Below are 26,928 nucleotides of genomic sequence, written 5' to 3' on the forward strand. Positions count from 1 at the left end.
GGGTCCTGTTGAATGATGGGTCTATGCAAGGACTATGCAAAAGCAGGGTATCTGGTTCCAATTTTCTCGTGAGTTGCGCAGGCGTTTTCACAGCGTTACGGTTAACGATACCGATTGGGGCGCATACGGATTTGCGGGCTCCAAAAATTGCAAAGGATTGCATTTTGTGAGTGGAGGGTTTGGAATGCTTGGCCGGATTTTTCTGAGCGCGTTGTCAGCGCTGGCCTTGGCCGGTTGCGCCTATTTGCAGGACGTTTACGCCGATGGGCGCGGGTTTGAGTCCGGTGCGGATCCTTATGAAAAGATCCAGTTCGCGGGAGAGCGCGCCACCCCGACCGAACGTGCCAGCTGTGAAGCCGCAGGCGGAACTGTCGCACGGGATGGCCTGTTAGGATGGGAACAATGCATACAAAGGTTTGCGGATGCAGGTAAGGCGTGTTCGGACAATTCTGATTGCCTTGGCCAGTGCCGTCTGACCTCATCCGCTGACATGCCGGGCCAGGACGTGAAGGTGACCGGGACATGCCAGGTCACCGATACGCCGTTTGGCTGTTACGCCACAGTCGAGCACGGGCGAGCGACGCCCATGCTCTGCGTCGACTAGCGCCACCCCTCTTACACCGGCAGCAAGTGCGCCTCGGCCTCGTCGCGGTGTTTCTTCAGGTATTTCATGAAAGGCGTGCCGCCGGTGCCGACATCCGGGTCATTGCCCGCGCCGCCTTTTGACTGCTTGTTGATGTAGCTGGCCGCGTATTCAAGATGACGGGTCCGGAAGCGGGCGAGCTTTGACACATTTTCATTATACAGAATAGTTATCGACTTGTTGCCCGCGCCCTCCACATATTCACGCAGGGAGCTTTGCGCGCGCACGTCTTCGATGAAGCGTCTGTGATTAGGCGGGCGATAGGCGTGCAGTTCGTCCAGGAAGGTGCGGAGCGGATCAGCAGCGTGTCCGACGCTGAGCAGGGCGTCCATTGCGGGAACGATGGAGGATTGTGAACCGGTTTGTCCACGGAATGCCTGGGGTGCGCCATTCGTTTCGGCGACGCCTTCATAGATCAGGCCGTCGCCGAGGGCCGGATTGTCCTTCCAGCCATGAATCCAGGGGCGGACCCTGTGAAAATAGACATAGGGGTCACACTGGTCTGGCATCCGGTCGAATATGGCATTGATGTCGTCCCATGTCGCCGACATCGCAGCGAGGCTTGCCTCGATTGCGGCGGCATTGCCATCGCCGTTCGAGAGATGCGAGATCAGATTCGTGGCTTCTTCCAGCAATTCGCCGGCGCGCGCCTCGATTGCGACATGGACGAGGATGAACCAGGCTTCGTCCAGCCCGCCATCGAAATGCTGGATGGTGTAGATGTTCGACAAGTCTATCGGACCGTCAGGATCAAACCGCCCCCAGTTTTCGAGTGTGTAGCTGGAATATGGCAGCAGAGGCGGTTGCCCGATGGCTTGGCCGATTTGCCAGATTGGCACCGCAAGGCAGGCGGGCAGGGCCTTTGGTGGCTCCTTCTCTCCCCAGACATAGGACTGCACCATGAAGCTGTAGTGCAGCATGGCGATGCGTTGTTCAGCGTCGCTGGCATTGGCGAGGAAGTCCGTCAGGTCCACTGCGGGCAAGGATTCCAGATGTGCGCGGACGCGGCCCGTGGGCAGGATGCGCGGCAGGGCCAGCGCCATCTTGCGGATCGGCTGCAGGAATTCCGGCAGGGTAATATCTGTCGGGTCAAAGGATGACAGGAAGCCACGCTCCCGGCTCAATCCATAATCGGTCAGTTTCATCGCTCGCTTCCTCCCAGAGCAATTGATTACAAATGAAACTAACGACACTTCGCGCAGATTGACCATAGGGAAGTTGTTGGAATTGCAGCCATGCGCAGGGATTTTCACAGAGGGACTTCACAAAACAGCGCGACTCCCTTATGCGGCCAAAAAGGGAGCTCCCCACATGAAAATCCGACAAGCCATCACCTTCGACGACGTGCTGCTCCAGCCCGGGGCCAGCGAGGTCATGCCCGCTGACGTTGATGTTTCCACCTTCCTGACCAAAGCCATTCCGTTGAACATCCCGCTGATCTCGGCGGCGATGGACACGGTGACCGAGGCGCGCCTGGCGATTGCCATGGCGCAGGCCGGGGGCATCGGCGTGATCCACCGCAATCTCTCCATCGAGCAACAGGCCGGTGAAGTGGCGATGGTGAAGAAGTATGAGAGCGGCGTGGTGATGAACCCGGTGACGATTTCGCCGTCGGCCAGCTTGGGCGATCTCAACGAACTGAAGCAGCGCACCGGCTTTTCCGGCATTCCGGTGGTGGACGGCGCGGGCAAGGTGGTGGGCATCATCACCAATCGTGACACGCGCTTTGCCGAAGACGTGTCGGAATCTGTCGCCAATCTGATGACGAAGGAAGTCGTCACGGTGAAGATGGACACATCGAATGAAGAGGCTCGCCGCCTGCTTCACAAGCACCGGATCGAGCGGCTGGTCATCGTGGATGATGACAATCGCTGTGTCGGCCTGCTGACCGTGAAGGACATGGACAAGGCGGCCGTGAACCCGAACGCTGCCAAGGACGCGGCCGGGCGCCTGCGCGTGGCGGCTGCCTCGACCGTCGGCGATGCGGGCTTTGAGCGGACGGAAGCGCTGATCGAAGCGGGCGTCGACTGTGTGATCATCGACACCGCGCATGGCCACTCCATCTCTGTGGCGCAGGCGGTTGAGCGCGCGAAGAAGATTTCCAACTCCGTTCAGATCATTGCCGGTAATGTGGCGACGGCGGAAGCGACCAAGGCGCTGATCGATGCGGGCGCGGACGCGGTGAAGGTCGGCATCGGGCCGGGCTCCATCTGTACGACGCGGATTGTCGCTGGTGTGGGCGTGCCGCAGCTGACCGCCATCGAGGCGTGCGCGGAAGCCGCCCAGTCAAGCGGCGTTCCGGTGATTGCCGATGGCGGCATCAAATTCTCTGGTGACTTTGCCAAGGCGCTGGCCGCCGGGGCCTCAACCGCCATGATGGGCTCCATGTTCGCCGGCACGGAAGAGGCGCCGGGCGAGGTGTTCCTGTATCAGGGCCGTTCGTACAAAGCCTATCGCGGCATGGGCAGCCTCGGCGCAATGGCGCGCGGCTCGGCCGACCGCTACTTCCAAAAGGACGCCGCGCAGGAAAAGCTGGTGCCGGAAGGCATTGAAGGCCAAGTGCCGTTCAAGGGGCCGCTCGGCCCGATCATCCACCAGATGGTGGGTGGCCTGCGCGCGGCCATGGGATATGTTGGTGCCAAGACGATCACCGAGCTGCACGAGAAAGCCGAATTCGTCCAGATCACCGGCGCGGGCCTTCAGGAAAGCCACGTGCACGACGTGCAGATGACGCGGGAAAGCCCGAATTATTCGCTGACAAGGTAGGGGGATGTGATGGATGCTGAATCTCGGCACTGCGAAGTACTTCGTTACACTCATGCTTTCAGCGAACTAAAATCGTCCCACCATTTTCTATATGATTTCCCATGGGATGCCGGAGACACAAGTTTTGATCGAGTTATCTTCGGGATTAATCCTGGAGAGACAAAGCAAGATTGGAAAACTTGCCCCGACAGTGCGCAACCTCAAACGCGTGTGCGGAACTTTCGTGACGAGTACCAAGTCAACAGGTTGTCGACCAACAGTGTTAAATGGAGAAATTGTGTCGAGTATTATTGTGGGTTGAAGGGAAGTCTTCAAACCGAGTTTTTCTTTTGGAGTTCACCGAGAACTAATTCGAAGTTCGTAGAGCGTTTTGGTCGTCCGCTAGAAGAATGTGAAGATCATCTGAAATTTTGCATGCGCATGAACAAGATTTTGTTGGACGAGGTGAAGCCCAAAAGTGTGATTGCGCCGGGTTTGAGTTCAGCAAAATTTGCGAAGTATTACTCTTTAAGTTTCGAGAGTATTATTCGTGCTTCAAATCATCATAGGTTAGTGGAGTTGTGGCGAGATGAGTCAGGTTTGCCTTGGCTGTTCACTAAGCACTGGACTGGTGCTCGTTTCTTTACGAAGGACCAGAAGGAAGATATTCGAGCAGCAATAAAGGCTGTTGAATTGACTGATCAGCTTCCAAATTATTAGTCCGACCCCCGCCACATCGCCTCCATGGGCGGCGAGCCTTCCCCCACTTCAAATATCTCCATCCGTTCAAAGCCGTGGCTCATATAGAAGCCGGAATTGGCGGGGTTGGTGTTTTCCAGATAGCTGGGCAGGCCCGCGCGGTCGGCGGCGTCCAGCATGGGGCGCAGGATCGCCTTGCCGAGCCCGGTGCCGCGGGCGGCCTTCCGTGTGCCGATGGTGAAGAGGTAGAGGTGCGGGTCTGAGGGATGATGCTTCGCCATGATCTCTCCCGCGCCCATCGCGCGCTTCATGGCGCCTTTTGATCCCTTGCTCATCAGGGACCAGACAAGCCGCAGGGTCTGAAAGCCGGACATGCCCTGGCGTGTGTCAGACAGGCTCCACATGGTTGCCGCGTCATCCCCCATCATGTGGCAGATGCCATGTGGCAGGTAGATGTCCCGCGCAAGCTGTCTGAAGGTCGCCTTCATTGCGGCGTCCGTGCCGAAAATCCAGCGATTGATCGGATCTTCCGAAAAAGCCTCGGCGGTGATGTCCCCCAGCTGTCGCCAATCCGATGGGGCGGCGCGCGGCAGGCCGCCCGGCAGGTCCAGTTGCAGCATAAGTGTCTCCCTTGCGGGCATTACGGCATTTTTGACGGGACTTGACCAGAGGCCGCCCTAGGTCAGCCTTGGTAACAGGGAGACGCCTATGACAGAGCGGATAGCCATTATCGGGGCGGGCCTAGCGGGCCTGAGCGCGGCGCGCGCCTTGACGGCGGCGGGGCACACACCGGTCGTGTTCGAGAAAAGCCGCGGTCTTGGCGGTCGTCTGGCGACGCGGCGCACAGAGTTTGGGCCGATCGATCACGGCGCGCCCGGCATTCCGGAGAACGTGGCGATCGACGGCGAGGCGTGGCCGGGCGCGGATGCCAGCATGCGCCAGACCGGACTGCCGGGCGTGAGCGCGCTGGCGCGAAAGCTGTCAGACGGATTGGAGATCCGCACGCAGGTGGAGGTGCAGCCACTGATGCGCGCTGGAGCGGCCTGGGCGTTGACCGATCAGGCGGGCGCGAGCCTGGGCGTGTTTGACCGCGTTCTTGTCACCGCGCCGCCGGTGCAGGCTGCGGCGTTGACCGCGGCGGATGCGGGGCTTGCCGCCGAGGTTGAGACGGCCGAGATGTCGCCGCTCTGGACATTGCTGCTGGCCTTCGCCGATCCGACGGGACTGGAGCAAGAGGTGTTGCCGCTTGAGGGGGCGCTGTCGAAAGCCATCCCGATGCTGGCAAAGCCGGGCCAGACAGGGCTGGAGCGCTGGACAGTGCACGCCAGCGAAGCGTGGAGCGAGGCCAATCTGGAGCTTAAGAAAGATGATGCCGCGCAGGCGCTGTTCGACGCGTTCCGGGAGCAGGCGGATGTGCCGGGAGAGCCGGACTATCTTGCGGCCCATCGTTGGCGCTATGCGCGGGTGCGCACGCCGCTGGGCCGCCCCTTCGTTGCGAATGCCGAAGCCAGCCTGATCGCCGGCGGCGACTGGGCGCTGGGAGACCTTGCCAGCCACGCCATTGAGAGCGGCAAGGCGATGGCAGCGCATGTGCTGGACGCAGCCGGTTAAGCCTTTGCCGGTTTCCCTCGCCCGATTTGCACGGTAACAGGGCGGTTTGCAGAGACCCGAGAGGCTATTCCCATGCGCAATGGCGGACGCATCGCAGCGGCAATTGACGTGCTGAAAGACGTGCTGACCCGGCACCAGCCGGTGAAATCGGCTGCGCGGGACTGGGGGAAGCGTGCGCGCTATGCCGGATCGAAGGATCGGGCCTGGGTCAGCGGCCTGGTGCTGGATGCGCTGCGGAAGAAGAACTCGATTGCCCATGCGATGGGCGATGACAGCCCGCGCGGCCTGATCCTGGGTGCGCTGGCGCATGCCTGGGGCTGGAATATCCGCCAGATTGACGACGCGATGGATGAAGACCACGCGCCCAGCAAGCTGACGCTGGAAGAGCGCGAGCGGCTGGTGATGGCCCCGGACCCGGTGGCCCCGCCGCACGTGCAGGGCGATTTCCCGGAATGGATGGCGCCGATGATGGCGCGCGTGTTTGGCGAGGAGGCCGCTGTTGAAGCGCAAGCCATGGCTGTGCGCGCTGATGTGGACCTTCGTGTGAACACGCTGAAAGTGGACGCCGAGAAAGCGGCCCAGCCGCTACGCAGCGCCAAGGCGGAAGCCTCCCCGTTGCTGGTCAATGCGTTTCATATTCCGGCGCGCGATCCGAGCGAGCGCGAAGCGTCTCTTGAGAGTATTCCGGCCTATTCCAAGGGCTGGGTCGAGGTGCAGGATGCAGGATCGCAGATTGCGGCGGCGGCAGCCAACGCCCAGCCGGGCGAGCAGGTGCTGGACTATTGCGCTGGCGGCGGCGGCAAGACGCTGGCCATGGCCTCTCAGATGCAGGGCAAGGGGCAGATCTTTGCCTATGACATTGATGGGCGTCGCCTGTCGGCACTGATCCCGCGCCTGAAGCGTTCCGGCGCGCACAATGTGCAACTGGTTCATCCCAGCGAGCCAACCCAATTGAGCGACCTGACCGGCCAGATGGATTGTGTGTTTGTGGATGCGCCCTGTACGGGGACCGGCACCTGGCGTCGTCGGCCGGATGCAAAATGGCGGCTGAAAGAACGCCAGCTTGAGAAGCGTATGGGAGAGCAGGACGAGATCCTGGCGGCGGCGAGCCAATATGTGAAACCGGGCGGGCGGCTAGTCTACGCAACCTGTTCCTTCCTGATTGAGGAAGACGAAGACCGCGTGGCGAATTTCCTGTCTTCCCATGCTGACTTCAGTGAAGAAGATGCGGCGGAAGCGGCAATCGCTTCAGGCTTGCTGACTGAAGACGGCGCGGCCATGATCCGGAAATTCCGTGCCCCGACAGGCAGTGTGCGCCTGACCCCGCGCCGGGCCGGGACAGACGGCTTCTTCTTTGCTGTGCTGCGCAAGGCGGGCTGAGCCTAGCTTTCGCTGAAATTGTCGATGGCGCCGAGCAGGGAGGCGATTTCGCGTCGTTCCTGTTCGGTCAGTTCCGGACGCCAGACATCGAACAGCAGCACAATGCGCGTCTGGTCGGCCTCGTTCTTCGCTTCGTGCTCGATCGTGTCATCGAAGATGACCAACTTGCCTTCCTGCCAGTGATGCGTTTCGCTGCCGACCCGCAGCCAGGCCGGGCCGGGGACGATCAGCGGCAGATGGCAAATGAGGCGCGTGTTCACCATGCCATTGTGCGGCGGTATGTGCGCGCCGGGCTTCAGGACAGAGAACAGAACCGACGGGCATTTGCCGTCCGCGAAATCCAGCGGAACTTGCTCCAGCGCCGCCGCGGTCGCGGGGCAGCGCGCGCAGTTCTCTTCCACCTTGCGTCCATCTTTCCAGAGATAGAAGGCGCTCCAATCCGTATTGTCGAGCAAATGATGATCCTGCGCGCCGAGATGTCCGCTGGTGCGTTCGATGTAGGGACGGAAGCTCGCCTGATCTTCGGCGAGGACGGCGCGGAGTTCATTCTGGATCACTGGAGTCTTGGCTTCCAGATCCGGCACCCAGTCGAACGCGCCGGGATCATAGAACTGGATCTGGGGCAGGCCGGGGAAATAGTAGCGCCGCGGCTCCTGCAGGAAGATGCGCTGCCGGCCGAGCAGGATGTCGAGCGATTGATGAAATCGTGCAGAGCGCTGGTCTGGCGGGATCAGACCATCAAGGCGCGCGGCATAGTCTGAGGCATACTCCGCCAGCCGGGCCTGAGCGCGCTGGAGACCGGCCTGAACCGGCGGCGGCAGGTTTGGGGCCTGCGCCGCAAGGGATAAGGCCGCGCGATAGGCGTCTGATGCCGATTGTGTGTCGCCACTGGAATGACTGACATCGCCGAGCAAGAGCAGGCTGCCCAGATCATTCGGGGCCTGCGCAAGTATGGTGCGGAGCGCATCAGCTGATCCCGCCCAGTCGCCCGCACGGGCGCGATCCAGCGCGGTTTGTTTCAATTCGGCGAGTGAAAGCGTGTCAGTCATGACCGGAAGGTCAGCCACTTTGCCCCAAACCGTCAATAGGGGCAGCGGAACAGCCCTTAAGATGTGGACGAATCTGTCCGTCTCGGCTATCGGGCGCCATGACTGAGCAAAGACATGAACGCGCCCTCATTGTCGATTTCGGCAGCCAGGTGACGCAGCTGATTGCACGGCGCCTGCGCGAGAGCGGCGTCTATTGTGAAATTCACCCGTTCAACAAGGTCAATAGCGCCTTTCTCGACGCCTATGGCCCGCAGGCGGTGATCCTGTCCGGTGGCCCGTCCAGCGTGACCTGGGAAGACAGCCCACGCGCCGATGACGCCATCTTTGAGCTGGGTGTACCCGTGCTGGGCATTTGCTATGGCCAGCAGGTGATGATGCAGCAGCTGGGCGGCAAGGTGGAAAGCGGCACGAGCCGCGAATTTGGCCGTGCCTTCATCGAAAAAGTTGTCGATGATCCGATCCTGTCAGACCTGTTCCACGCGGGCGATAGTGAGCAGGTCTGGATGAGCCATGGTGATCATGTCGCCGAGATGGCGCCGGGCTTCGGTGTGATCGCAAAATCGCCGGGCGCGCCCTATGCGATTATCGCGAACCCCGAGCGGAAATTTTACGGCACGCAGTTCCACCCGGAAGTCGTGCATACGGTGCATGGTCGTGAGCTGCTCCGCAATTTCACACATGGTGTTGCTGGCCTGAAGGGCGACTGGACGATGGCGGCGTACCGCGCCGAGGCCATCGAGAAGATCCGCGAACAGGTGGGCAAGGGTCGTGTGATCTGCGGCCTGTCAGGCGGCGTGGATTCCTCCGTTGCAGCGGTGTTGATCCATGAAGCGATTGGTGACCAGCTGACCTGCGTCTACGTCGACCACGGCCTGATGCGCCAGGGCGAAAGCGAGCAGGTGGTGACCCTGTTCCGCGAGCATTACAACATTCCGCTGGTACATGTGGACGCGTCTGACCTGTTCCTGGGCAAGTTGGACGGCGTGTCGGACCCCGAACGCAAGCGCAAGATCATTGGCGGCCTGTTCATCGACGTGTTCGAGGAAGAGGCAAAGAAGATCGGCGGGGCGGACTTCCTGGCTCAGGGTACTCTGTACCCAGATGTCATTGAGAGCGTGTCGGCCCTGGGCGGGCCAAGTGTCACGATCAAGAGCCACCACAATGTCGGTGGCCTGCCTGAACGCATGAACATGAAGCTGGTCGAGCCGCTGCGTGAATTGTTCAAGGATGAAGTGCGCGCGCTGGGCCGCGAGCTTGGGCTGCCGGAAAGCTTTATCGGGCGGCATCCATTCCCGGGACCGGGCCTTGCCATCCGCATTCCGGGTGAGATCACACGGGAGAAGGCCGATACGCTGCGCAAGGCGGATGCGATCTATATCGACGAAATTCGCAAGGCCGGGCTCTATGATGAAATCTGGCAGGCCTTCAGCGTGCTGTTGCCTGTGAACACGGTCGGCGTGATGGGCGACGAGCGTACTTATGAAGCCGTGCTCGCCCTGCGCGCCGTGACCTCAACCGATGGTATGACGGCGGATTATTACCCGTTCGAACACGACTTCCTCGGCCGCGTGGCCACGCGCATTATCAACGAGGTAAAAGGCGTCAACCGCGTCGTCTACGACGTCACCTCGAAGCCACCCGGAACGATTGAGTGGGAATGATTTCATTCTGACAGTCGGGCCGGTCACGGTCTGTGTGGGCCGTCTCGATGGCGCTGAGTAACTCCAGGTCAGTTATGCTGAACCTCGGGCAAGGTTTAAACGGCCTCGCCCGAGGTAAGCAGCCTGAGCGCAGAGAAGTTTGCGCGGTCTTTCCGCGTTCAGAGTGGTGGCTTTCTGATGGTATTTGACGCGGGAATTGGGAGGTTGGGTCCTTTCACCGCCTAATTTGTCGAGGAGACAGCTTCGCGGTTACGAAGACCACGGGATTCCAAATACGCGATGGCGGCGTCTGGGTGATCGGTCAGGAACATGTCTATGCCGTGATCGACCAGCCAACCCCAGCCCGAATCGGGATCGCTTTCAGAAGCCTTGTCGCCATGACCACCCGAGCGGTCATCACTATACGGAAAAGCGATCATTCTGGTTTCGGGTTCAAACTGGGCCATCAACTCGATCGGAGGATTGTCGGCTTTGAAATCCTTCACCTGAACATGGTCGACATGGGCCGGTATCTGGTCCGGTGAGCCAATGGCTTCGATGTTGGCACCGACGACAATGATCTGATCGTCGGTCAGGCCGGCCGAAATCAATCGACGGCGCGCTCTTTCCGGTACGACGGCCTGATCGAGCAGACCTTTTGCCTCGACCATGTCGTACACTTGATCAAGGCACCCGTTGCCGCATTTCAGGTCCAGCCGGAACATGATGCGATTTGCCATAAGGTCGAGCGCATCAGAGAGCGACGGAGGCGTGAGGTTTGTCGGGTTTCCCGCATCATCCAGGATTGTTGCGTTGGTAATTTCCGCGAGCGTGTATTGTGTCGTCTTTCCGCTCAAAGTCGTTGTGCGATCAACAGTCTTGTCGTGCATGAGAACAAGTTGTTTGTCCTTCGTGAGCGCAACATCTATTTCGATCCAGTCAGCCCCAATGGTGATGCAGTGCTCAAGGGATGGCAATGTATTCTCTGGGCGTTCGGTTGAGAAACACCCCCGATGCGCCTCAATCAGCACGTAGGGGTCAGTGGGGTCGTGCGCTATTTCGACAGTCCTGGCGAGATGTGGAGGCAGATCGAATGGCGAAACTGAAGGGCGTGTGTCTGGTGAGTTTGTGGAGCAGGCACCCAAGGCCAAGGCGAGCGTCGAGAAAGCAAAAGTGAAATGTTTCATGGAAAATCCTTGCTGTAAAAATGCGCTGCCGAATGCGGGGTGGGGCATCCGACAGCGCACAATCACCTTTTCAGGTGATTAGTATTGGAAATTCACACCGAGCCAGACCACGCGGCCGCGCTGAGTATTTCCGCTCAACAAATCGCCAGTGGGGAATCGGCGATTGAACTCAAGTTTCTCTTCCGTGACGTTCTGCACTTCACCCAGAATTGTGATCCGGTCTGTCAACTCATATCGAGCCTGCATATCGATCACGCCATTCGGTTGGGCGTAGACGTCGTAGACGTCACCGCTGTCGGCAAGAATGTTTGACAAATATTCGTCAACCCAGCTGTAGGCAATCTTGGCTCCGAACGGACCGTATTCGTATGAGAGTTGAGCATTCAGCATGAGCTCTGGTTGGTTGACCCAGCCGCCTGGGTCGCGCTCATCGCCTTCGGCGTTGATGTAAGTGAACTCGCTTCCAATCCAGGTGGCGTTTGCGTCAAACACAAATCCGTCAAAGGGGGCGGGCAGAAGATCTGCGAAGTCTTTCCGAAGACCGAATTCGACACCGTAGACAGATGCCCCCGTTGCGTTGACGGGCTGGTTGACGGTCGCCGTATACAGATTTCCTTCATACTCAAAATCAGGGATTTCCGCGGTAACGATATAAATCAAATCGTCGACGTCCTTGTAGAAGCCGGCAATCGAAATAAGCGAGCCGCCATTGTCGAAGTAGTATTCGGCAGAGATGTCGAAATTATCACTTACGAGTGGTTTCAGATCCGGATTTCCACGCGAAATCGAGATGCGAGGATCGCTTGGGTCTGTGTCGTCCGGGGCGCTGTAGGCTTCACCCCGTTTGATATATTCGAAGTTTGGTCGCCCAATCGTGCGGGTGTAGGCCGCGCGCAGGAGTACGTCATCTGTGGCTTCGTAGGATGCAATGATCGACGGAAGCAGGAAGTCGTATTCGTAGGATCGCTTGGCTGGGACGAATTGTGCCGAGTCTGGATCGCTGGGCAGACGGACGTCGCGTATATACAGATCAACGTCAGCCTCGGTCTTGTCGTAGCGCAGGCCGGCATGCACCTTGAGTCGATCCGTTTGATAGGCCGCCTGAGCGTAGAAAGCGTAGATCGTTTCATCGATCTCATAGTCCGTATTGATCGAATTGTCCGTTCTGTCCGTGGTCTGGGGTTTGCCTTGAGCAATCCAGTCCGCACGCAGTGCTGCGTCGTCCACAAGGAAGAAGCGGACATTCGGGTCTGTTGTCGAGAACGTTGGATCTTCGACATACTGGTCAAACGTGACGAGCGGACAATTGGTAATGTCGGCCTCTGTGCATCCGTCCGTGTTGAACACGTCGCCTTCAATATATTCCCGGTCAAAACTATGGGACCGGTTTACGAAGGAACCACCGAGTTTGTATCCAAAACCGCGATCATCTTCTTCGTAATTGTGCATCCAGGCGCCATCGAGATAGATCAGGTCCTGTTTGATGTCCTGATAGCGTTCGCGAATGTAGGAGTTGGAAGAGATGGACGGGTCGTTCGACAAGTCTGGGTTCACGAATGTCAAAAGCGGATTCCCACTCGACTGGTCGTAGGAAAAGGTTGTGTCTTCGGACATGGCAGGCAGGAACTTGGACATGTTCCGGACGATATCGACCTCCGCACTTGAGAAGGATGCTGTCAGATCGATTGCATTGTCTTCTGAAAAGTCGTGAGTCAAACGGCCGGTAATTGCAGTCGTAGTCGTTTCCTCTGGCTGATAAACGTAGCCGGCTTCGATACGCCCTTGCGTCCAGTCGCCTGTGTTTTCAGTCTGATTTTCAGGGCGGATGCTCTGGTTGGAAATCGCCAGGTGTTCATGGCGAACTTCCTGTTCATCCTGGTAGAACCACCCCCCGAACAACGAAGCATACGTCGCGGCTGAAGGACGCCATTCCAGTTTGGCGACAGCTGAGGCGCGTTCCTGCTCGTTCTCGAACAAATAGATCTGGTTACGGCGAGGGGCCGCAAAGCCATTGGAATCGGCGAATGAATCGACGGTTGCGTTGCTTGCCGGGTCATCCGTGTAGAAATAGTAGGTTCCGCTTTCACCACCTGGCCGAACGGCGCGCGTGGTCGCGTAGAATTTTTCAAATGAACCCGCCGCGACAAATCCGAACTGATCCTGCGACCCGAAGCTGGTTGCGTAGAGGCCAGTGGCGCGAATGTTCTCGCCTTGATCGTCGACAACTTTCCCTGCGGTCGAGTTTTCACCTACCGAAACCCGCAGATTTCCGAATGGCTCATCCCGGTCGAAAGCCGATGTCGTAATGAGGTTCAATTGACCAGACAGGCCATGAGGGTTCATGTCAGCTGATATCGTCTTGATCGCCTCGACGCGTCCAACGATTGCCGGCGGGAACAGGCTGAGATTCGCGGCGCGATTGCTTTCACTTGCCGTCGCAATTGGCGCACCATCAAATGTCGATAGGTTATAGTCAGGAGCGAGACCGCGAATAACGATGTTTTCTGAGGCGGACTGCGAGCGGGGACCTGCCACGCCCGTGGACGACACGGATGTTACGCCTGGAATCCGGCGGGCGATGTCTGCAACGGTCAGATCTGGCAGCAGTCCGATTGTATCCTGGTTGATGCCGTCGGTAATTCCGTTTGCTGAGCGCTTGTCGGCGATAGCTGCCGAGTTGGCCTGACGAAACCCACTAACGATGACGGTTTCCAGCGTGCGTGCGTCTTCATTGGCTTCCGTGGCGCTGGCGTCCGAGTCGACTTCCTGCGCAATTGCCGTTCCCGATACGGCAAGGATGGCTGCGAGCGAGGCGCCCGCGAACAATTTGGTGGACATGGTTTCCCCTTGAAACTGATTGGTGCAACGCCGAGGGGCGCTACAAAACAGACAACGGAGAAGAGATGATCAGCCCGACACGGAATTTTGCAAAGCTTTTGCGACGCCCGTCAGAGGTTTGAAAAGTATAAGAATTAATTCTGTAGTCTAAACCCGAGCCATAGAACTCGCCCGCGTTCGACACGTGTGGCCAGCAAGTCTCCAAACGGAAATCGGCGGTGAAAGACGATGTCTTCTGAAGTCACGTTTTCTGCCTCGGCGATCAGTGTGAGGTGATCGTTGAAATCGTACCGAACCTGAAAATCGAGAACGCCTCGGGGTTGCGCATAGGTATCGTGCAGATCACCTGTGTCTGAGAGGACGTTGGATAAATATTCACTGACGTGATTGTACGCGACATTCACCCCCAAGGGACCCGATTCATAGGCGACTTGACCGTTGAAGATAAACTCCGGCTGGTTCACCCATCCTCCTGTATCGCGGGAATCTCCCTGAGCATCCAGAAAGGTCAATTCACTGCCGATCCATGTGAGGTTGCCTTTGAGGGATAGTCCATCAAAGGGAGTGGGCAGCATGTCACTGAAATCTTTTGTAGCTGACAGTTCAAGGCCGTAGAGCGATGCAGAATTGGCGTTGGTCGGCTGCACAATCGACACGGAGAAGTTTTCTCCATCCAGTTCGTAATCGTCAATGCGGGTTGTCTGGAGAAAGATCAGATCATCAACATTCTTGTAAAACGCCGCCGCCGATATGGCACTGTCTCCGCCGTCGAAATACCAATCCAGTGCCAGGTCAAAATTGTCAGAAGCGAGTGGCGTTAAATCCGGATTTCCGCGCTTGATGGTCACCAGACCATTTTCCGGAATACCGATTTCTTCCTTGCTTGTGAGGTCCTTCACATTCGGGCGGCCGATTGTCCGCGAATAGGCCGCCCGGACCTGAATGTCGGGCGTTGCGTCAATCTTGATAAGGGCAGAGGGCAGCACGTCTTGATAACTGGAGGCACGCGTTGCCGGAACGAATTGGTCTGAATCCGTCTCGCCATCAAGGCGCACATCGCGCAGGAAGAGGTCAATCTCTGCGTCGGCCAGATCATATCGCACCCCGGCCTCTGCATAGACAGTGCCTTGCTGATAGGTCAGTTTCGCATAAGCGCCGAAGAGCGTTTCGAACAGCTCGTAATCGGTATCCAGTGAATTAGCGGTCCGGTCGACTGTGAGGGGCATTCCTTGCGCCAGCCAAGCCTGACGAACGGTTTGATCATCCACAAGAAGAAAGTCGACATCCGGATCTGTTGTGGAAAATCGCGTCATTTCCACAAAGTTTGAGAATGTCGCCAAGGGGCAGTCACGGATATCGGCAGCCACGCAATTCGTGGTATCGAACACATCGCCTTCGAAATAGGTCCGGTCGAACTCGCGCTCTTGAACCGTGAGTGATAGTCCGGTCTCGAGCCCAATAGGGTGATCGTCAGGTTCAAATCGGTATCGGCCGGTAAAGTGCGCCAGATCTTGTTGGATATCCTGGTCGCGCGCGCGGACATAGGATGAAGTATAGGTGGATGGATCATTGATGGCGTCAGGCTCAAGAAAATCGAGCACCACGCCAGATGCTGTAACTTGATAGGCAAACTGATCGTTACGAACCGTATCGCCCAGGGTCGCGCCGCGAATGAACTTCGACATGTTGCGCGTCACATCGACATCGGAACGCGATACGGTTCCTGCGATAGAGATTGAGCTTTGGCGAGATAGTTGGTGATTAAAGTGAGCCGCCAATAATCCGGTGACGGTTGTTTCCGGTTGGTAGACATATCCGCTTTCAACCGTGCCGTTCGTCCAGACGCCTGAACTTGCAGTCTGCTCGAGTGGACGCTGATCTTTGTCCACAACCACCAGGTGTTCGTTTCGGGTCTCTTCCTCCTCTTGCCAAAATGCGCCACCGAGAAGTGAGAAATAGGTTGAACTGCCGGGCGCATACTCCAGCTTGAGAAGCCCGGACCCTCGCGCCTGACTGCTTTCAAACAGATAGAGCTGATTGCGTCCTGGAGCCGGGTATCCATTGGATGCGGCGAAGTATTGGACAGGTGTCGGTTCATCTGGATCAGGCGAATAGAACAAGTATGTATCTGCCTGACCGCCGGGCCGTTCGTCGAAACTGGTCGAATAGAAACGTTCATATGATGCGGCTGCAGACAGTCCTATCGCATCTGTCGCGCCAAAGGTTCTGGTGAGAAGGCCGTCGATACGGCGATTGAGCCCCTGATCATCCAATCCATTTCCAGATGTGGAGTTCTTTCCCAGAGAGGCTCTTACAGCCCAGCGCGGTTCATCAAAATCAAACGCGGATGCTGTTTTCAGATTGAGCCGACCTGTCAGCCCGTGGGGGTCGTCCGATGCTGTCAGCACTTTCAGTGCCTCGACCCGGCGGATTGCCGTGGGGGGCACCAGGCTCAAATTGGGGGCGCGGTTGTCTTCGCTTGCGGTCGCGAACGGAAGGTCATCTATGGTCGTTTGAATGTAGTTCGCATCGAGGCCGCGAATGACCACGCTTTGTCGGCTCTCAATCTGTCGCGTCGTGGCTGTCCCATATTCCGGGATGGCTGACACGCCGGGGATGCGACGCGCAATGTCCGACACGGCCAAGTCGGGCAGCATCGTGATTGTATCCTGATTGAGGCCGTCGACAATCGTTCGGGCGCGCCGCTTGTCCCAAAGGCTTGCGCTATTTGCGCTGCGATATCCCGTTACGATGACGGGACGGTTGAGCAAAGGTGCTGGGTCTGTTTCAGGCGGTCTGAGAGTTCCGTCGCGTGGCCTCTTGGCGGCGGGAATGTCTTTGGTTGAATCTCTTGGTGCGGTGGCTGATTTGACCACTGCGAACCCATCGCCAACCTTCCTGAACTCAAGATTGGAGCTGGCGAGCAATTTTCGGAGTGCCTCCTCCGCGGAGTACTTCCCCTCCAGTTGCGGGACTGTCAGTTCGGCCAAGTCGGCAGACCGAGCGAGAATTGGCAATTCGATTTGCTCCGACAGTGATGTCAGAGCGGATTGGAGGGGCCCTGCAGAAATCGCGATATCGTACGCATCATTGTCCTGCGCATTGGCGTGCATGGCGATCAGGCAAGCTGCGCCAGCTAGAAACGCACGCGTGAAATGCACGACCAGGCCACCTAATCACCGCGCCGGTCAATGCTGCGTGCGATGTGCTAGTCTTGGGACAGCACGACTCGACCTGACTGGTGTTCAATATTCAACTCATAAAGCAACGCGAGCGTCTCAAGTGTGGCGCTGGATTGTGACAGTTTAAATCGTCCACTGACAAGAGACTGTCCCAAATCCGGGTTTTTCAGCAGTATTGTGGTGTTCGAGTAACGATCCAGCTTCGCGATGATTTCACTCAGTGTCATATCCGTTGCATCAACCCAACCAGAGCGCCAATCCACATACTCATCCGGGTTGAACGCATAGGTTGTCAGAGTGTCTCCGGCAAGGAGCAGGGCGCCTTGCCCCCCGACGAGGTCGACAGAATTCGTGCCATTTCCGTCGCCAAATTCGACTTTTCCTTCGAATACCGTGACACGAACGCCCTGATCCCAGCGGCTTACATTGAATGATGTGCCAACCACGCGGATCTTCGCGTCACCCGCAGCGACGATGAACGGACGCTGGGGGTCTGTGGCGACATCGAATACAGCTTCACCCGCCGCCAGAGTTACCCGCCGCTCAGTCTGGTTTTGGCTGAAGGTCGCGCGGCTTGAGCGGGCCAGATGCATCAGGCTTCCGTCAGCGAGTTGTTCTTGAACGTCTTCACTCTGGGGCGCTTCGACGACCAGCTGTTCTGTGGAAGGGTCCGTTCCGGAGAGGCTTGGCACGTAGAATGCCAGAGCCAGCGCTGCAGCCACCGCTGCTCCCCCCGCGATGGAGGCAATGGGGAGGGCTCGATTCCACCAAGCTGACAGCCCTCGCGACGAAGGCTCCCTCGGCGATGACCGATCCTGTCTTTCGATCGTCTGCGCCGCAATGTTCGCAGCCAGTTCGACAGATGGCGCCGACCACGCGGTGGCGGCTTCATCCATCAGGGCCTGACGATCTGGACGACTGTTCAGCCATGCAGACAGCGCCTGCCTATCAGGCACGCTGAGCTCACCAAGAGCCAATCTTGCAGCCCAATCCATCGCCGTGTCGAAATCGTCGTCCATAATCAAACCATTGTTCTTTTTATTGTTCTCATTATCCAAGAGCGTGGACCTCCCCGGTTCGTTCGGTTTCTCCCCGCCACTTCCGCCGCGCCTTCACAAGATCTGCCAGCGCGCGTGACATGTGCTTTTCTATTGCTTTGCGGCTTACGCCCAGGCTCTGGGAGATTTCGACATGACTATGGCCTTCGACGCGGGCCATGATGAACACTTGCCGGCGCAGCTTCGGCATCGCATCGATAACCTCCATCGTGGCAGACAGTTCGCGCTTGGCTTCGGTAATCCGTTCGAGCCCTGGCGAGTCAGATGACAGGGCTTCCGGTAAGTCGACATACTCCCTGCGGTTACGTCGGTGACCATCAATAATGAGATTTGAAGCGACTCTGAAGGCATAGGGTTCATGCTCCTCGGCGGACAGTCCACCATCCGCCATACGGGTCAGAACGCGGGAGAATGTTTCCTGTAATATGTCGTCCGCGTCCGCCTGTGCGCCGCATTTGCGACGGACATAGCGCATCAGTCGCTTGACGAAATCCGGGTGAAACTGCGTCGCGGAACCGTTGCTTTTCGGCATATACATGACGGGATTTTACTCACAGACGGTTCAGCTCTCTACTTACACAACGCTGTAGCTTGAAGAATCCCCCCAAAATTAATCGCGTCGGAAACACGTCGAGGTCTCATTGTCTGAAAGGACAAGCGCCTCAGGAGCCCAAAGGGGGCAATCTAACGTGGCGGCTCGGCATCAATCGCGCGCGTGATGTCCATGTAGAATTGGTGGCGTCTGAGGTTTTCGCCGTCCTTGCCGCCCAATGCCGTCGTCCAGTTCGAGTTTGATGCAACGACCAGTTTGCGCTTCCGATCGATGTATATTCCCTGGCCAAAGATCCCGATGGCAGCGAAGGCATCCTCTCCGTACACCCACCATTGATATCCATATGCCACGCCGTCATAGCCGGTAGCAACGCGGGATGTCGTGGCAGAGGCAAGCCAATCTTCTGGCACAACAGAGACGCCGTCGATTGTGCCATTCTCCAGAATGAACTGGCCAAACCGCGCAAAGTCTCTTGTGGCGGCCTGAATGCAGCACCCGCTGATTTCCTGACCATCCGGGCTAAGCAACCATGAGGCATCTTGCTGCATCCCATAGGGCGCCCAGATCTTTTCAGACAGGTATGTGGCGAGCGGCTTTCCGGTCGCCTCCGAGACGAGAATGCCAATCAGATTGGTTTCGCCGGTTGAATAGTTCCACACGTCTCCTGCCGCATGAGCACGTGGGAGCTGGCTCATATAGCTTACCAGAGCAGGGAGACCGTCACTCGATTCATGCGTTCCAAATTTTGCGACATCTGAATTCGGATCGTCGTAGTCTTCATTCCATGCGACCCCCGATGTCATGGTCAACAATTGCTCCACAGTGACATCATCATAAGCGGACCCCTTGAGGCCGCCGATATAGTTGGAAACCGGGTCATTCAGGCTTTGAATGTATCCGTCACGGATAGCGGCGCCGACCAGCGTGGAGGTAATGGATTTGGCCACAGAGTGGCTGGTCCAGCGGCCGGAGTCCGTGAAGCCCAGATTGTATTTCTCGTAACGAACTTTTCCGTCGTGCAGAATTACGACAGCTGAGTGACGTTGTTCTTCTACATAGGCGTCGATGTCAAAATCGAGATTGAGGGGGGCTCCCGTCTCCAGTGCGCGGACTGATGATCCTGCCTCGATTGGCCTCGCCTTCACAAGGAAGGGGAGCCGATCCAGCATGCGGAAAGCTGCATCGCGCTGGTCTACGGTCCAGAACAGCATGTTTTTGTCTGTTGGTAGATTCGTGGCCAGACGCCGCCAATCAGACCCAATCATCCACCAGCCGATGACGCCTGCGATGATCAGTGCCCCCGCGCCCATCCACACTTTCTTCATCGATACCGTCCTCTGCTTCAATTTGCTTATAGTGCGGCACAAGAAATTTGTTTGGAAAGAGGACAATAGCGCATTGCATGGTGTCCGTCAGGCACCAGAGAGGGCAATGGACGCTCCGGCAGTGTAGCCGCTCAGTTTGTGTAGGAGAGTGAGATTCCGGCCGAAACGCCTTGGTGTTCGAACGAAACGATTTCGCCTTGCCTGATACTCGCTGAAAACGTTTCCCGGTTTGCGGCATCAATGGATGCGTGCACGCCGAACTCCCAATTGTCTGCAACAGCGCGGCTGCTTGATACTTCGATTCCTGCATAGGAGCGGTTCGGGGAACCATCTCCTATCGAGACCAATCCCGCGCGGCCGCGCAAATTGGTCGTCCAGGCTCCCATTTCAATGGAGGGGCCTGCTGACACTTCAAATCCCTTGTCACTGGTGTGCGCATCATAGAACGCTGAAAGGTTTGGAGATAAGGTGCCAACAATATCTATCGATAGTGCCAACTCCAGTGTCGAATCGTCCTCACTGCCTGGATAAGTGAGCCAGTTTGCGGAGAGGTCTGCCGAGAAGGTGTCTTCTTCGACGATGACGCCGATCGAATAGTCGGTTTCAGATGCGAAGGCGCCTGCTGTGGGGCCAATAGGTTCGATGCGGTAAATGGACGTGTAGACCGCGCCGAATGCGGTGGACTGCTCCAGTCCCAGCAGAAGCTCAAGCGTTTCTGCACTGAGTTGTTCGCCGCGGTCATGAAGAGAGGAGGACATGCGCGCTTCACCGAAGACCGAGCGGGATTGCGCTTCAGCGACGGGGGCGACGCTGGTTGCTATTGCTGCGGCAGTCAATGCAGATCGCATGTCCTGTGTTCCCTCATATAGTGTTTCAGATTTTCCCGGTCATCGCTGCGACGATTTCGGGATGAACAATTTTTCCGTCTGCCACATTTACACCGCCCGCAAGGTGAGGGTCAGATGCAATTGCTTCCGCTGTACCTTTGTTGGCAAGTGCCATGGCAAACGGCAGTGTGGCATTGGACAGGGCGATGGTTGATGTGCGCGCGACCGCGGCTGGCATATTCGTCACACAGTAGTGAATGACACCACCAATTTCATAAACCGGATCATCATGGGTTGTGGGACGACTGGTTTCGAAACAGCCGCCTTGGTCGATGGCGATGTCGACAACAACCGAACCGGGTTTCATCATGGCAATTTGTTCTGCTGAAACCACTTTCGGGGCTTCGGAGCCTGGAAGCAGCACCGCGCCGACCACGAGGTCTGCAGTCTGCAGAGCTGTCTCAATCGCCGCAGAGGTTGAATAGAGGCAGCGGGCGCGGCTACCAAAGATGATGTCGAGTTCGCGGAGCCGATCGAGCGAGCGATCCAGAATTGTGACATTCGCTCCGAGGCCGACGGCCATTTCAGCCGCGTTCCGCCCCGCGACTCCGCCACCAATGACAAGAACATTGCCGGGTGCAACACCAGTGACGCCCCCAAGAAGAGTCCCGGAGCCGCCATTCGAGATTTCGAGATACTTGGCGCCGGCTTGGATGGACAATCTACCGGCCACTTCGCTCATCGGAGTAAGGAGAGGCAAACGACCAAACCGGTCAGTCACGGTCTCATATGCGATACAAGTTGCACCAGAATTTAGAAGGCCCAGCGTTTGTTCCGGGTCCGGAGCGAGGTGAAGATAGGTGAACAGCGTGTGGCGAGGCTCCAGACGGGCAATCTCGACCGGCTGTGGCTCCTTGACCTTGATGATCATGTCAGAGTTTTCGAACAATTCGTCAGCAGACGCAGAAATTGTGCAGCCGACGGATTCGTATATCTCATCGGAAAATCCGACAGTCGCACCAGCGCCAGTTTCAACAAAGACTGAGTGTCCTGAACGGATGAGTTCCTGAGCGCCTTGCGGGGTTAGCCCCACACGGTATTCGCGGTTCTTGAGTTCTTTCGGGGTACCAATACGCAATTCAACTATCCTTTGAAGTAACAGCCGGTTGATAAAAAGCAGGTTAGAAGCGGGCGATCAGATTCAGGCGCAGGCGTTGCTGCCAATCTTCTGTCGACAGTGGGAGCAGTTCTATGTCTTTGACGCGGAATGCATAAAACGCCGCATCCAGGGTAAGGTGATCGTTCAGAACGTAAGAGGCGGTCACCGCGTGCTGAAGATAGTTGCTGCCATATGATATGTTGTCTTGAGCAAACGCCGCGAAGACTGCATCGGCCTCCGCCTGATGATATCCATAACTGAAGCGGTAGTCACCGGTTTCAGCAGATTGGCCAAGCGCCGCTGACACATTATAGCCCGTGTCGAAGTCGTCGGCTCCGGTATTCTGAACATAATCGGCCTGGAGTTGAAGAGGCCAACGATCTCCAAGGCCGTCATATGTAATCGAGGCGATCAGATTGAGCAGGTCATAGTCAGAGACATAGGCTCCAGCGCCGTCGAGCCTGTTGGTGCGCGTGTCGCCTGTGTTCGCCGTATCAGTGGCCTCGATCTCGTAATCATAGTAGCCGGTCGCCAAGCCCATGCTCCAGCCCGCACCAAACTGTTGGTCAAGGGTCAATTGGAGGCCTGATGCCGTACTGTCAGCAGCCGCAACGGATCTTTCTATCGAGAAGAAGAGGGCGCGGCCTGTGATGGTGTTGGTCTCTGTACCAACGAAATCATATTGGCCAGCGATCCCTTGTGGATTCACATCGCCGTCCCAGACAAGGTCAGTGCGGCGAAAGGGGTTCGAGAACTTGCCGCCCGTCAGCGTAAGAGCGCCATAGACTTTCCGCGCGTAGATCTGGTCCAGGCTGACCTGCAAATCATCGTTGAAATTGGAAAGAGATACGTCTGCGGAGTTTGGATCATCCGGATCGCCGGTGACGAGCCTGGCGCCGAATTCGAGTGTTGGGTTTGCTGTATAGATTGCTGCTACACGCCCTCGCGCCACACCGCGAGAGTCCGTGCGGGCGTCGCCATCGGACGTGTTGTACTCGTAACGGAGCCGAAGGTCTCCATTGATGCTTAGTTTGGAGGTGCTTTGCGGAGCAGGCTTGAGCGGGAGGTTGTTTGGGGCGGTAGCGGGATTAGCCAAGGGCTGGATGACTGGTGATGCATCGCGTGGCCGCGATTGTGCGATCTGAGCTTCCAACCTGGCCAGTCGTGCATCTTGTTCCCGAATTATCTCCTGGAGTTCAGCAATGATCGCGGCTGTGTCGTCGTCACCCTGTGCTTCACTGGATGCCGGCAAATGTCCCGTGAGAATGAGCGTAGTCAGAGCAACAGACGCCCATCTCAGATTTTGCGCGGAGAAAGACACGGGAGGCCGGATCATCAGATCCCTCCCATCGCGACATATTTGATTTCCAGATAGTCGTCGAGACCGTAGCGGGAGCCCTCTCGGCCTACACCTGACTCCTTGATGCCGCCGAACGGTGTGGAGTCGCCGGAAATTGCCACATCATTGAGGCCAATCATCCCGGCTTCCAATTGCTCAGACACGCGCCAGGCGCGTGAATAGTCCCGAGTCCAGAAATAGGAAGCCAAGCCGTAGGGCGTGTCGTTTGCCAAGGCGATGGCTTCTGCATCCGTATCAAAAGTGAATACAGGTGCGACCGGACCGAATATCTCTGTGTGGGAGATATCCATATCACCGGACACGCCAGTCAGGATGGTAGGCGGAAAAAATGTCCCGTCACTATCCGGCAGCCGGCTCGTCGCGCGCTTTGCGCCTTTCGCAAGTGCGTCGCCCACCAAGGCCGCCACCTTGTTCTTGGCAGCCGAGTTGATCATCGGGCCCATTGCGCAAGAAGAATCGAATCCATCGGTCACATTCATGGCATCGGCAGCCGCGACGAATTTGGACAGGAACTCGTCCTGAATTGCCGTATGCAGAAGAATTCGGTTTGCGCAAATGCAAGTTTGCCCGGCGTTGCGAAACTTGGCAACCATGGCGCCGGCGACAGCGGCATCGATATCGGCGTCTTCGAACACGATGAAGGGCGCGTTTCCTCCAAGCTCCAGAGACAGGCGTTTCATGGTATCGGCGCTCTGCCGCATCAGCAGCTTGCCCACACGCGTTGATCCCGTGAAAGAGACTTTCCGAACAAGTGGGTGACTCGTCAGCACGTTTGCAACCGGTGCTGGGTCTTTTGACGGGATCGCTTGAAAGACCCCTTCCGGGAAGCCCGCGTCTCGCGCGAGGCACTCGAGCGCCAGAGCGGACAGAGGCGTTTCATCGGAGGGCTTCAGGATTATTACGCAGCCTGCTGCCAGAGCCGGTGCGGCCTTGCGCGTAATCATTCCACTGGGGAAGTTCCAGGGTGTGATCGCGCCGACGATACCAATCGGCTGTTTAAGGACGACTTGCCTGCGATTAGAGGCGCTGGTCGGAATGACATCGCCATAGGCGCGTTTGGCTTCTTCGGCGAACCAGTCGATATAGCCCGCATTGAAGGTGATCTCACGGCGCGCCTCAGCAAGCGGTTTCCCCTGTTCGAGAGTTAGGATTTCCCCTAACTCCCGTTCGTTAGACAGGATCAGGTCATGCCACCGGCGAAGAATTTCTCCGCGTTCCTTCGCCGTCCGGGATGCCCAATCTGGTTGAGCCTGCCGCGCGTATTCAACGGCCAGTTCGGTCTCTGCTGCACCAAGATCCGGCAGCTGGGCGACAATAGAACCGTCGGCCGGGTTGAGCACATCGAATGTGTTCTCGACTGGTTCAAGCCGCGTCTCATTCAGAATGCGTTTCAGCAGAGCGTTGGAGGAAACAGTCTGTGGCAAGGGAGGTGCGAGATCGACCGACATGTCAGGAAATTCCGAACTGAGCAGACGTTTCGGCCAAGCCTTCTGATGCCATACGGATCATATCGTCAATCTGTTCACGAGAGATCGTGAGAGGTGGACAGATCACCATCGACTGACCAACCGCGCGCATGATCAGACCCTTGTCGAGGCAAGCATCGCGGCAAATATTGGCGGCGTTGTCTTCGGCCGTAAACGGTTCGCGGCCTTCCTGAGACTTCACGAGTTGCAGGCCTGCAATCAAGCCTGTGCCGCGGACTTCGCCAATAATCTTATGTTTTGCAGCAAGTTCCTGCAGGCGCTCGTGCAAGTAAGGGCCAACGTCTTCCTTGACACGTTCAACAAGGCCTTCACGCTCAATGATGTTGATGTTCGCATGCGCAACTGCGCAGGAGACCGGATGCCCGGAATAAGTATAGCCGTGCGAGATCGGGCCGCCTTCATTGAGGGTTTCAAAAATCTCGTCGCTGAAGGCCACAGCCGAAATAGGGAGGTATCCTGAGGACATACCCTTCGCCATCGGCATGATGTCAGGCTGTACGCCATAATACTGACATCCGAACCATTCGCCCAGACGCCCAAAGCCACAGATGACTTCGTCACATACAAGCAGGATGTCATGCTTGCGGCAGATGCGCTGAATCTCGGGCCAGTAGGTCGATGGTGGATCGATGACGCCGCCCGCACCCTGGATAGGTTCTCCGATGAAGGCGGCGATGTTGTCCGCACCGACCTCAAGGATCTTGTCTTCAAGCGCTTGTGCTGCGCGCAGTCCGAACTCCTCCGGGGTCATATTCCCTCCGTGAGCATACCAGTGGGGCTCCATGATATGCTCAAAGCCGGGAAGCGTGGACGAGCCCATATCATGCATGTGCTTCATGCCGCCGAGGCTCGTCGCCGCCAGTGTGCTGCCATGATAGCCGAGGTTTCGACCGATGAAGGCGTATTTCTTTGGCTTTCCGCGAACGTGCCAGTAGTGGCGAGCCATGCGGATTACTGTGTCGTTTGCTTCAGACCCGGAATTCGCAAAGAAGAAATGGTTCAGATTGCCAGGCGCAACTTCAGAGAGCTTTTGGGCCAGTTCGATCTGGCTCGGCGTGGAGCTCTGAAAGAAGGAGTTGTAGAACGGCAGTTGTTCCATTTGCTGGGTGGCAACATCGACAAGTTCCTGACGACCATAGCCGACATTCACGCACCATAGACCGGCCATGCCATCCAGGATGCGATTGTTGTCACTGTCTGTCACATAGCAGCCGTCAGCGCTGGTAATGACACGCACACCGCGTTCGGCCAGTGATTTCGGATCACAAAATGGATGGATGTGATGCGAGGCATCGAGTGCCTGCCACTGTGCCGTGTTTCGTTGTACGATCGCCATTGCGCGTCCCTTTCATGTCTTTGATCACATGTTGGATCGCCACCCGATTTGGGAGAAGATGACTAAACCGATGGGCCCGGTGCGGTTTCAGCACCGAGGGGTGGAAACATCACCATCTGGTTAGTTCGCTAGAAGATCACGCATGTATCTCGCGATCTCCAGATCCGCGACTTTCCCACGTGCTTCCAATGCGTCTGCAACGCGCGTCTGATCGCCCACGGGATGCGTCTGGCTTAATTTGGTCACGGCATCCATTTGGCTGATCGCAATACGGAATGATCTGATATGGGGCAGGAGGGTTTCGACCTTGCCGTCTGGAGCGTGCTCCATCATCCAGTTGGAGCTGGAGTCTGTCTCGCTGCGGCGAATGGTTGTTCGCATGATGCTGAGTTGTTCGTCGTCATCATCAACAGGGGTCAACACACCGCGAACCTGCGCAGCTATGTAGTTCCACGTCGGTACGGTCGGGCGTTCCTCATACCAGCTGGCAGAGATATAGGCGTTCGGTCCGGTGAAGATGGCGAGCGCCGGTTGCCCCTTGGCCAACGTTCCTGCGTGAGGGTTATGCCTCGCCAAGTGTCCGACGAGTTGCGTGGTGCCATCAGGCTGCACATCAAGATACATCGGCACCGCTGTCGCGTAGGGAAATCCCTCATGACTGGTGACCAATTGGCCGAATGGGAATCTGTCGATGATCGAAGCAGGGTCGTCTGACCGATAGGCTTTGGGAATATACATGTTCCACGAAGAAGATTCATTCGGCATTCTGGTCGCGCTCCTTGTTGATTTGTCCTACCACCTTTCCTGTCATGAACGCACGATGTGAGGCGCGAAATGCCTCTCTACTGG

21 protein-coding genes are annotated in these 26,928 nt (G+C 57.3%); 6 read left to right on the plus strand and 15 right to left on the minus strand.

Translation table 11 applies throughout. The features are described 5' to 3' along the window. The first annotated feature begins 184 nt into the window (after positions 1 to 184). Positions 185 to 604: a hypothetical protein gene (locus HF931_RS12190; RefSeq protein ID WP_273240296.1), complete on the plus strand. Its 420-nt coding sequence runs from the start codon at positions 185 to 187 to the stop codon at positions 602 to 604. A gap of 11 nt (positions 605 to 615) precedes the next feature. On the opposite strand, the gene HF931_RS12195 is transcribed toward HF931_RS12190, so the two are convergent. Then, complete coding sequence (locus HF931_RS12195) at positions 616 to 1,788, minus strand: PrnB family protein (protein ID WP_273240298.1); 1,173 nt, start codon at positions 1,786 to 1,788, stop codon at positions 616 to 618. Between the two features lie 166 nt (positions 1,789 to 1,954). Between HF931_RS12195 and guaB the strand changes: the two genes are divergently transcribed. Then, positions 1,955 to 3,409, plus strand: coding sequence for an IMP dehydrogenase (guaB, locus tag HF931_RS12200; RefSeq protein WP_035553532.1), 1,455 nt, complete (start codon positions 1,955 to 1,957; stop codon positions 3,407 to 3,409). A 9-nt stretch (positions 3,410 to 3,418) separates the two neighbouring features. Continuing rightward, positions 3,419 to 4,108, plus strand: coding sequence for a hypothetical protein (locus tag HF931_RS12205; RefSeq protein WP_155841912.1), 690 nt, complete (start codon positions 3,419 to 3,421; stop codon positions 4,106 to 4,108). On the opposite strand, the gene HF931_RS12210 is transcribed toward HF931_RS12205, so the two are convergent. Then, complete coding sequence (locus tag HF931_RS12210) at positions 4,105 to 4,707, minus strand: GNAT family N-acetyltransferase (protein WP_273240301.1); 603 nt, start codon at positions 4,705 to 4,707, stop codon at positions 4,105 to 4,107. The two genes, HF931_RS12205 and HF931_RS12210, sit on opposite strands and share 4 nt — an antisense overlap. An 88-nt stretch (positions 4,708 to 4,795) precedes the next feature. Between HF931_RS12210 and HF931_RS12215 the strand changes: the two genes are divergently transcribed. Next, positions 4,796 to 5,698, plus strand: a complete 903-nt coding sequence (locus tag HF931_RS12215; protein ID WP_035553529.1) for an NAD(P)/FAD-dependent oxidoreductase — start codon at positions 4,796 to 4,798, stop codon at positions 5,696 to 5,698. A gap of 72 nt (positions 5,699 to 5,770) precedes the next feature. Then, positions 5,771 to 7,078 (plus strand): RsmB/NOP family class I SAM-dependent RNA methyltransferase, encoded by a 1,308-nt coding sequence (locus HF931_RS12220; protein ID WP_035553522.1) that lies wholly within the window; start codon positions 5,771 to 5,773, stop codon positions 7,076 to 7,078. A gap of 2 nt (positions 7,079 to 7,080) precedes the next feature. On the opposite strand, the gene HF931_RS12225 is transcribed toward HF931_RS12220, so the two are convergent. Beyond that, positions 7,081 to 8,127 (minus strand): aspartyl/asparaginyl beta-hydroxylase domain-containing protein, encoded by a 1,047-nt coding sequence (locus HF931_RS12225; RefSeq protein ID WP_035553521.1) that lies wholly within the window; start codon positions 8,125 to 8,127, stop codon positions 7,081 to 7,083. A 98-nt stretch (positions 8,128 to 8,225) separates the two neighbouring features. On the opposite strand from HF931_RS12225, the gene guaA reads away from it, so the two are divergent. Next, the gene (gene guaA, locus HF931_RS12230) at positions 8,226 to 9,788 is read left to right on the plus strand and encodes a glutamine-hydrolyzing GMP synthase (RefSeq protein ID WP_035553520.1); all 1,563 of its coding nucleotides are present in this window, start codon (positions 8,226 to 8,228) and stop codon (positions 9,786 to 9,788) included. 221 nt (positions 9,789 to 10,009) lie between these two features. Here guaA and HF931_RS12235 read toward each other — a convergent pair whose 3' ends face one another. The 12 genes from HF931_RS12235 to HF931_RS12290 form a co-directional block, all read right to left on the minus strand. Further along, entirely contained in the window at positions 10,010 to 10,954 is a 945-nt protein-coding gene (locus tag HF931_RS12235) for a glycerophosphodiester phosphodiesterase family protein (RefSeq protein ID WP_035553515.1), read from the minus strand. A 78-nt stretch (positions 10,955 to 11,032) separates the two neighbouring features. Next, entirely contained in the window at positions 11,033 to 13,792 is a 2,760-nt protein-coding gene (locus HF931_RS12240; protein ID WP_273240304.1) for a TonB-dependent receptor, read from the minus strand. A gap of 134 nt (positions 13,793 to 13,926) precedes the next feature. After that, complete coding sequence (locus tag HF931_RS12245; RefSeq protein ID WP_273240306.1) at positions 13,927 to 16,953, minus strand: TonB-dependent receptor; 3,027 nt, start codon at positions 16,951 to 16,953, stop codon at positions 13,927 to 13,929. 47 nt (positions 16,954 to 17,000) lie between these two features. Further along, positions 17,001 to 17,993, minus strand: a complete 993-nt coding sequence (locus tag HF931_RS12250) for a FecR family protein (protein ID WP_273240308.1) — start codon at positions 17,991 to 17,993, stop codon at positions 17,001 to 17,003. Between the two features lie 31 nt (positions 17,994 to 18,024). Beyond that, positions 18,025 to 18,570, minus strand: a complete 546-nt coding sequence (locus HF931_RS12255; RefSeq protein ID WP_273240310.1) for an RNA polymerase sigma factor — start codon at positions 18,568 to 18,570, stop codon at positions 18,025 to 18,027. 146 nt (positions 18,571 to 18,716) lie between these two features. Then, the gene (locus HF931_RS12260; protein ID WP_273240312.1) at positions 18,717 to 19,910 is read right to left on the minus strand and encodes a serine hydrolase domain-containing protein; all 1,194 of its coding nucleotides are present in this window, start codon (positions 19,908 to 19,910) and stop codon (positions 18,717 to 18,719) included. Positions 19,911 to 20,041: 131 nt separating this feature from the next. Then, positions 20,042 to 20,758 carry a hypothetical protein gene (locus HF931_RS12265; RefSeq protein WP_273240314.1) on the minus strand — a complete coding sequence of 239 codons (717 nt, stop codon included), beginning with the start codon at positions 20,756 to 20,758 and terminating at the stop codon, positions 20,042 to 20,044. Positions 20,759 to 20,783: 25 nt separating this feature from the next. Continuing rightward, positions 20,784 to 21,875, minus strand: coding sequence for an alanine dehydrogenase (ald, locus tag HF931_RS12270; protein ID WP_273240316.1), 1,092 nt, complete (start codon positions 21,873 to 21,875; stop codon positions 20,784 to 20,786). Positions 21,876 to 21,918: 43 nt separating this feature from the next. Further along, positions 21,919 to 23,232 (minus strand): putative porin, encoded by a 1,314-nt coding sequence (locus HF931_RS12275; protein ID WP_273240317.1) that lies wholly within the window; start codon positions 23,230 to 23,232, stop codon positions 21,919 to 21,921. Then, a complete protein-coding gene (locus HF931_RS12280) occupies positions 23,232 to 24,704 on the minus strand; it encodes an NAD-dependent succinate-semialdehyde dehydrogenase (protein ID WP_273240319.1) in 1,473 nt (490 codons plus the stop codon). Before HF931_RS12280 ends, HF931_RS12275 begins: the two co-directional genes overlap by 1 nt. 1 nt (position 24,705) lies before the next feature. Continuing rightward, the gene (locus HF931_RS12285) at positions 24,706 to 26,079 is read right to left on the minus strand and encodes an aspartate aminotransferase family protein (protein WP_272983715.1); all 1,374 of its coding nucleotides are present in this window, start codon (positions 26,077 to 26,079) and stop codon (positions 24,706 to 24,708) included. Between the two features lie 120 nt (positions 26,080 to 26,199). After that, complete coding sequence (locus tag HF931_RS12290) at positions 26,200 to 26,844, minus strand: FMN-binding negative transcriptional regulator (RefSeq protein ID WP_272983716.1); 645 nt, start codon at positions 26,842 to 26,844, stop codon at positions 26,200 to 26,202. Positions 26,845 to 26,928: the final 84 nt, after the last annotated feature.

Origin of the sequence: Hyphomonas atlantica corrig. (genome assembly GCF_017795365.1) — a bacterium.
GTDB classification, from domain to species: Bacteria; Pseudomonadota; Alphaproteobacteria; order Caulobacterales; family Hyphomonadaceae; genus Hyphomonas; species Hyphomonas atlantica.

Excerpts from the sequence above, each read along its gene's own strand:
- HF931_RS12190 (WP_273240296.1), top strand. The coding sequence starts at position 185 with ATGCTTGGCCGGATTTTTCTGAGCGCGTTGTCAGCGCTGGCCTTGGCC.
- HF931_RS12195 (WP_273240298.1), bottom strand. The coding sequence starts at position 1,788 with ATGAAACTGACCGATTATGGATTGAGCCGGGAGCGTGGCTTCCTGTCA.
- guaB (WP_035553532.1), top strand. The coding sequence starts at position 1,955 with ATGAAAATCCGACAAGCCATCACCTTCGACGACGTGCTGCTCCAGCCC.
- HF931_RS12205 (WP_155841912.1), top strand. The coding sequence starts at position 3,419 with ATGGATGCTGAATCTCGGCACTGCGAAGTACTTCGTTACACTCATGCT.
- HF931_RS12210 (WP_273240301.1), bottom strand. The coding sequence starts at position 4,707 with ATGCTGCAACTGGACCTGCCGGGCGGCCTGCCGCGCGCCGCCCCATCG.
- HF931_RS12215 (WP_035553529.1), top strand. The coding sequence starts at position 4,796 with ATGACAGAGCGGATAGCCATTATCGGGGCGGGCCTAGCGGGCCTGAGC.
- HF931_RS12220 (WP_035553522.1), top strand. The coding sequence starts at position 5,771 with ATGCGCAATGGCGGACGCATCGCAGCGGCAATTGACGTGCTGAAAGAC.
- HF931_RS12225 (WP_035553521.1), bottom strand. The coding sequence starts at position 8,127 with ATGACTGACACGCTTTCACTCGCCGAATTGAAACAAACCGCGCTGGAT.
- guaA (WP_035553520.1), top strand. The coding sequence starts at position 8,226 with ATGACTGAGCAAAGACATGAACGCGCCCTCATTGTCGATTTCGGCAGC.
- HF931_RS12235 (WP_035553515.1), bottom strand. The coding sequence starts at position 10,954 with ATGAAACATTTCACTTTTGCTTTCTCGACGCTCGCCTTGGCCTTGGGT.
- HF931_RS12240 (WP_273240304.1), bottom strand. The coding sequence starts at position 13,792 with ATGTCCACCAAATTGTTCGCGGGCGCCTCGCTCGCAGCCATCCTTGCC.
- HF931_RS12250 (WP_273240308.1), bottom strand. The coding sequence starts at position 17,993 with ATGGACGACGATTTCGACACGGCGATGGATTGGGCTGCAAGATTGGCT.
- HF931_RS12255 (WP_273240310.1), bottom strand. The coding sequence starts at position 18,570 with ATGTATATGCCGAAAAGCAACGGTTCCGCGACGCAGTTTCACCCGGAT.
- HF931_RS12260 (WP_273240312.1), bottom strand. The coding sequence starts at position 19,910 with ATGAAGAAAGTGTGGATGGGCGCGGGGGCACTGATCATCGCAGGCGTC.
- HF931_RS12265 (WP_273240314.1), bottom strand. The coding sequence starts at position 20,758 with ATGCGATCTGCATTGACTGCCGCAGCAATAGCAACCAGCGTCGCCCCC.
- HF931_RS12275 (WP_273240317.1), bottom strand. The coding sequence starts at position 23,232 with ATGATCCGGCCTCCCGTGTCTTTCTCCGCGCAAAATCTGAGATGGGCG.
- HF931_RS12280 (WP_273240319.1), bottom strand. The coding sequence starts at position 24,704 with ATGTCGGTCGATCTCGCACCTCCCTTGCCACAGACTGTTTCCTCCAAC.
- HF931_RS12285 (WP_272983715.1), bottom strand. The coding sequence starts at position 26,079 with ATGGCGATCGTACAACGAAACACGGCACAGTGGCAGGCACTCGATGCC.
- HF931_RS12290 (WP_272983716.1), bottom strand. The coding sequence starts at position 26,844 with ATGCCGAATGAATCTTCTTCGTGGAACATGTATATTCCCAAAGCCTAT.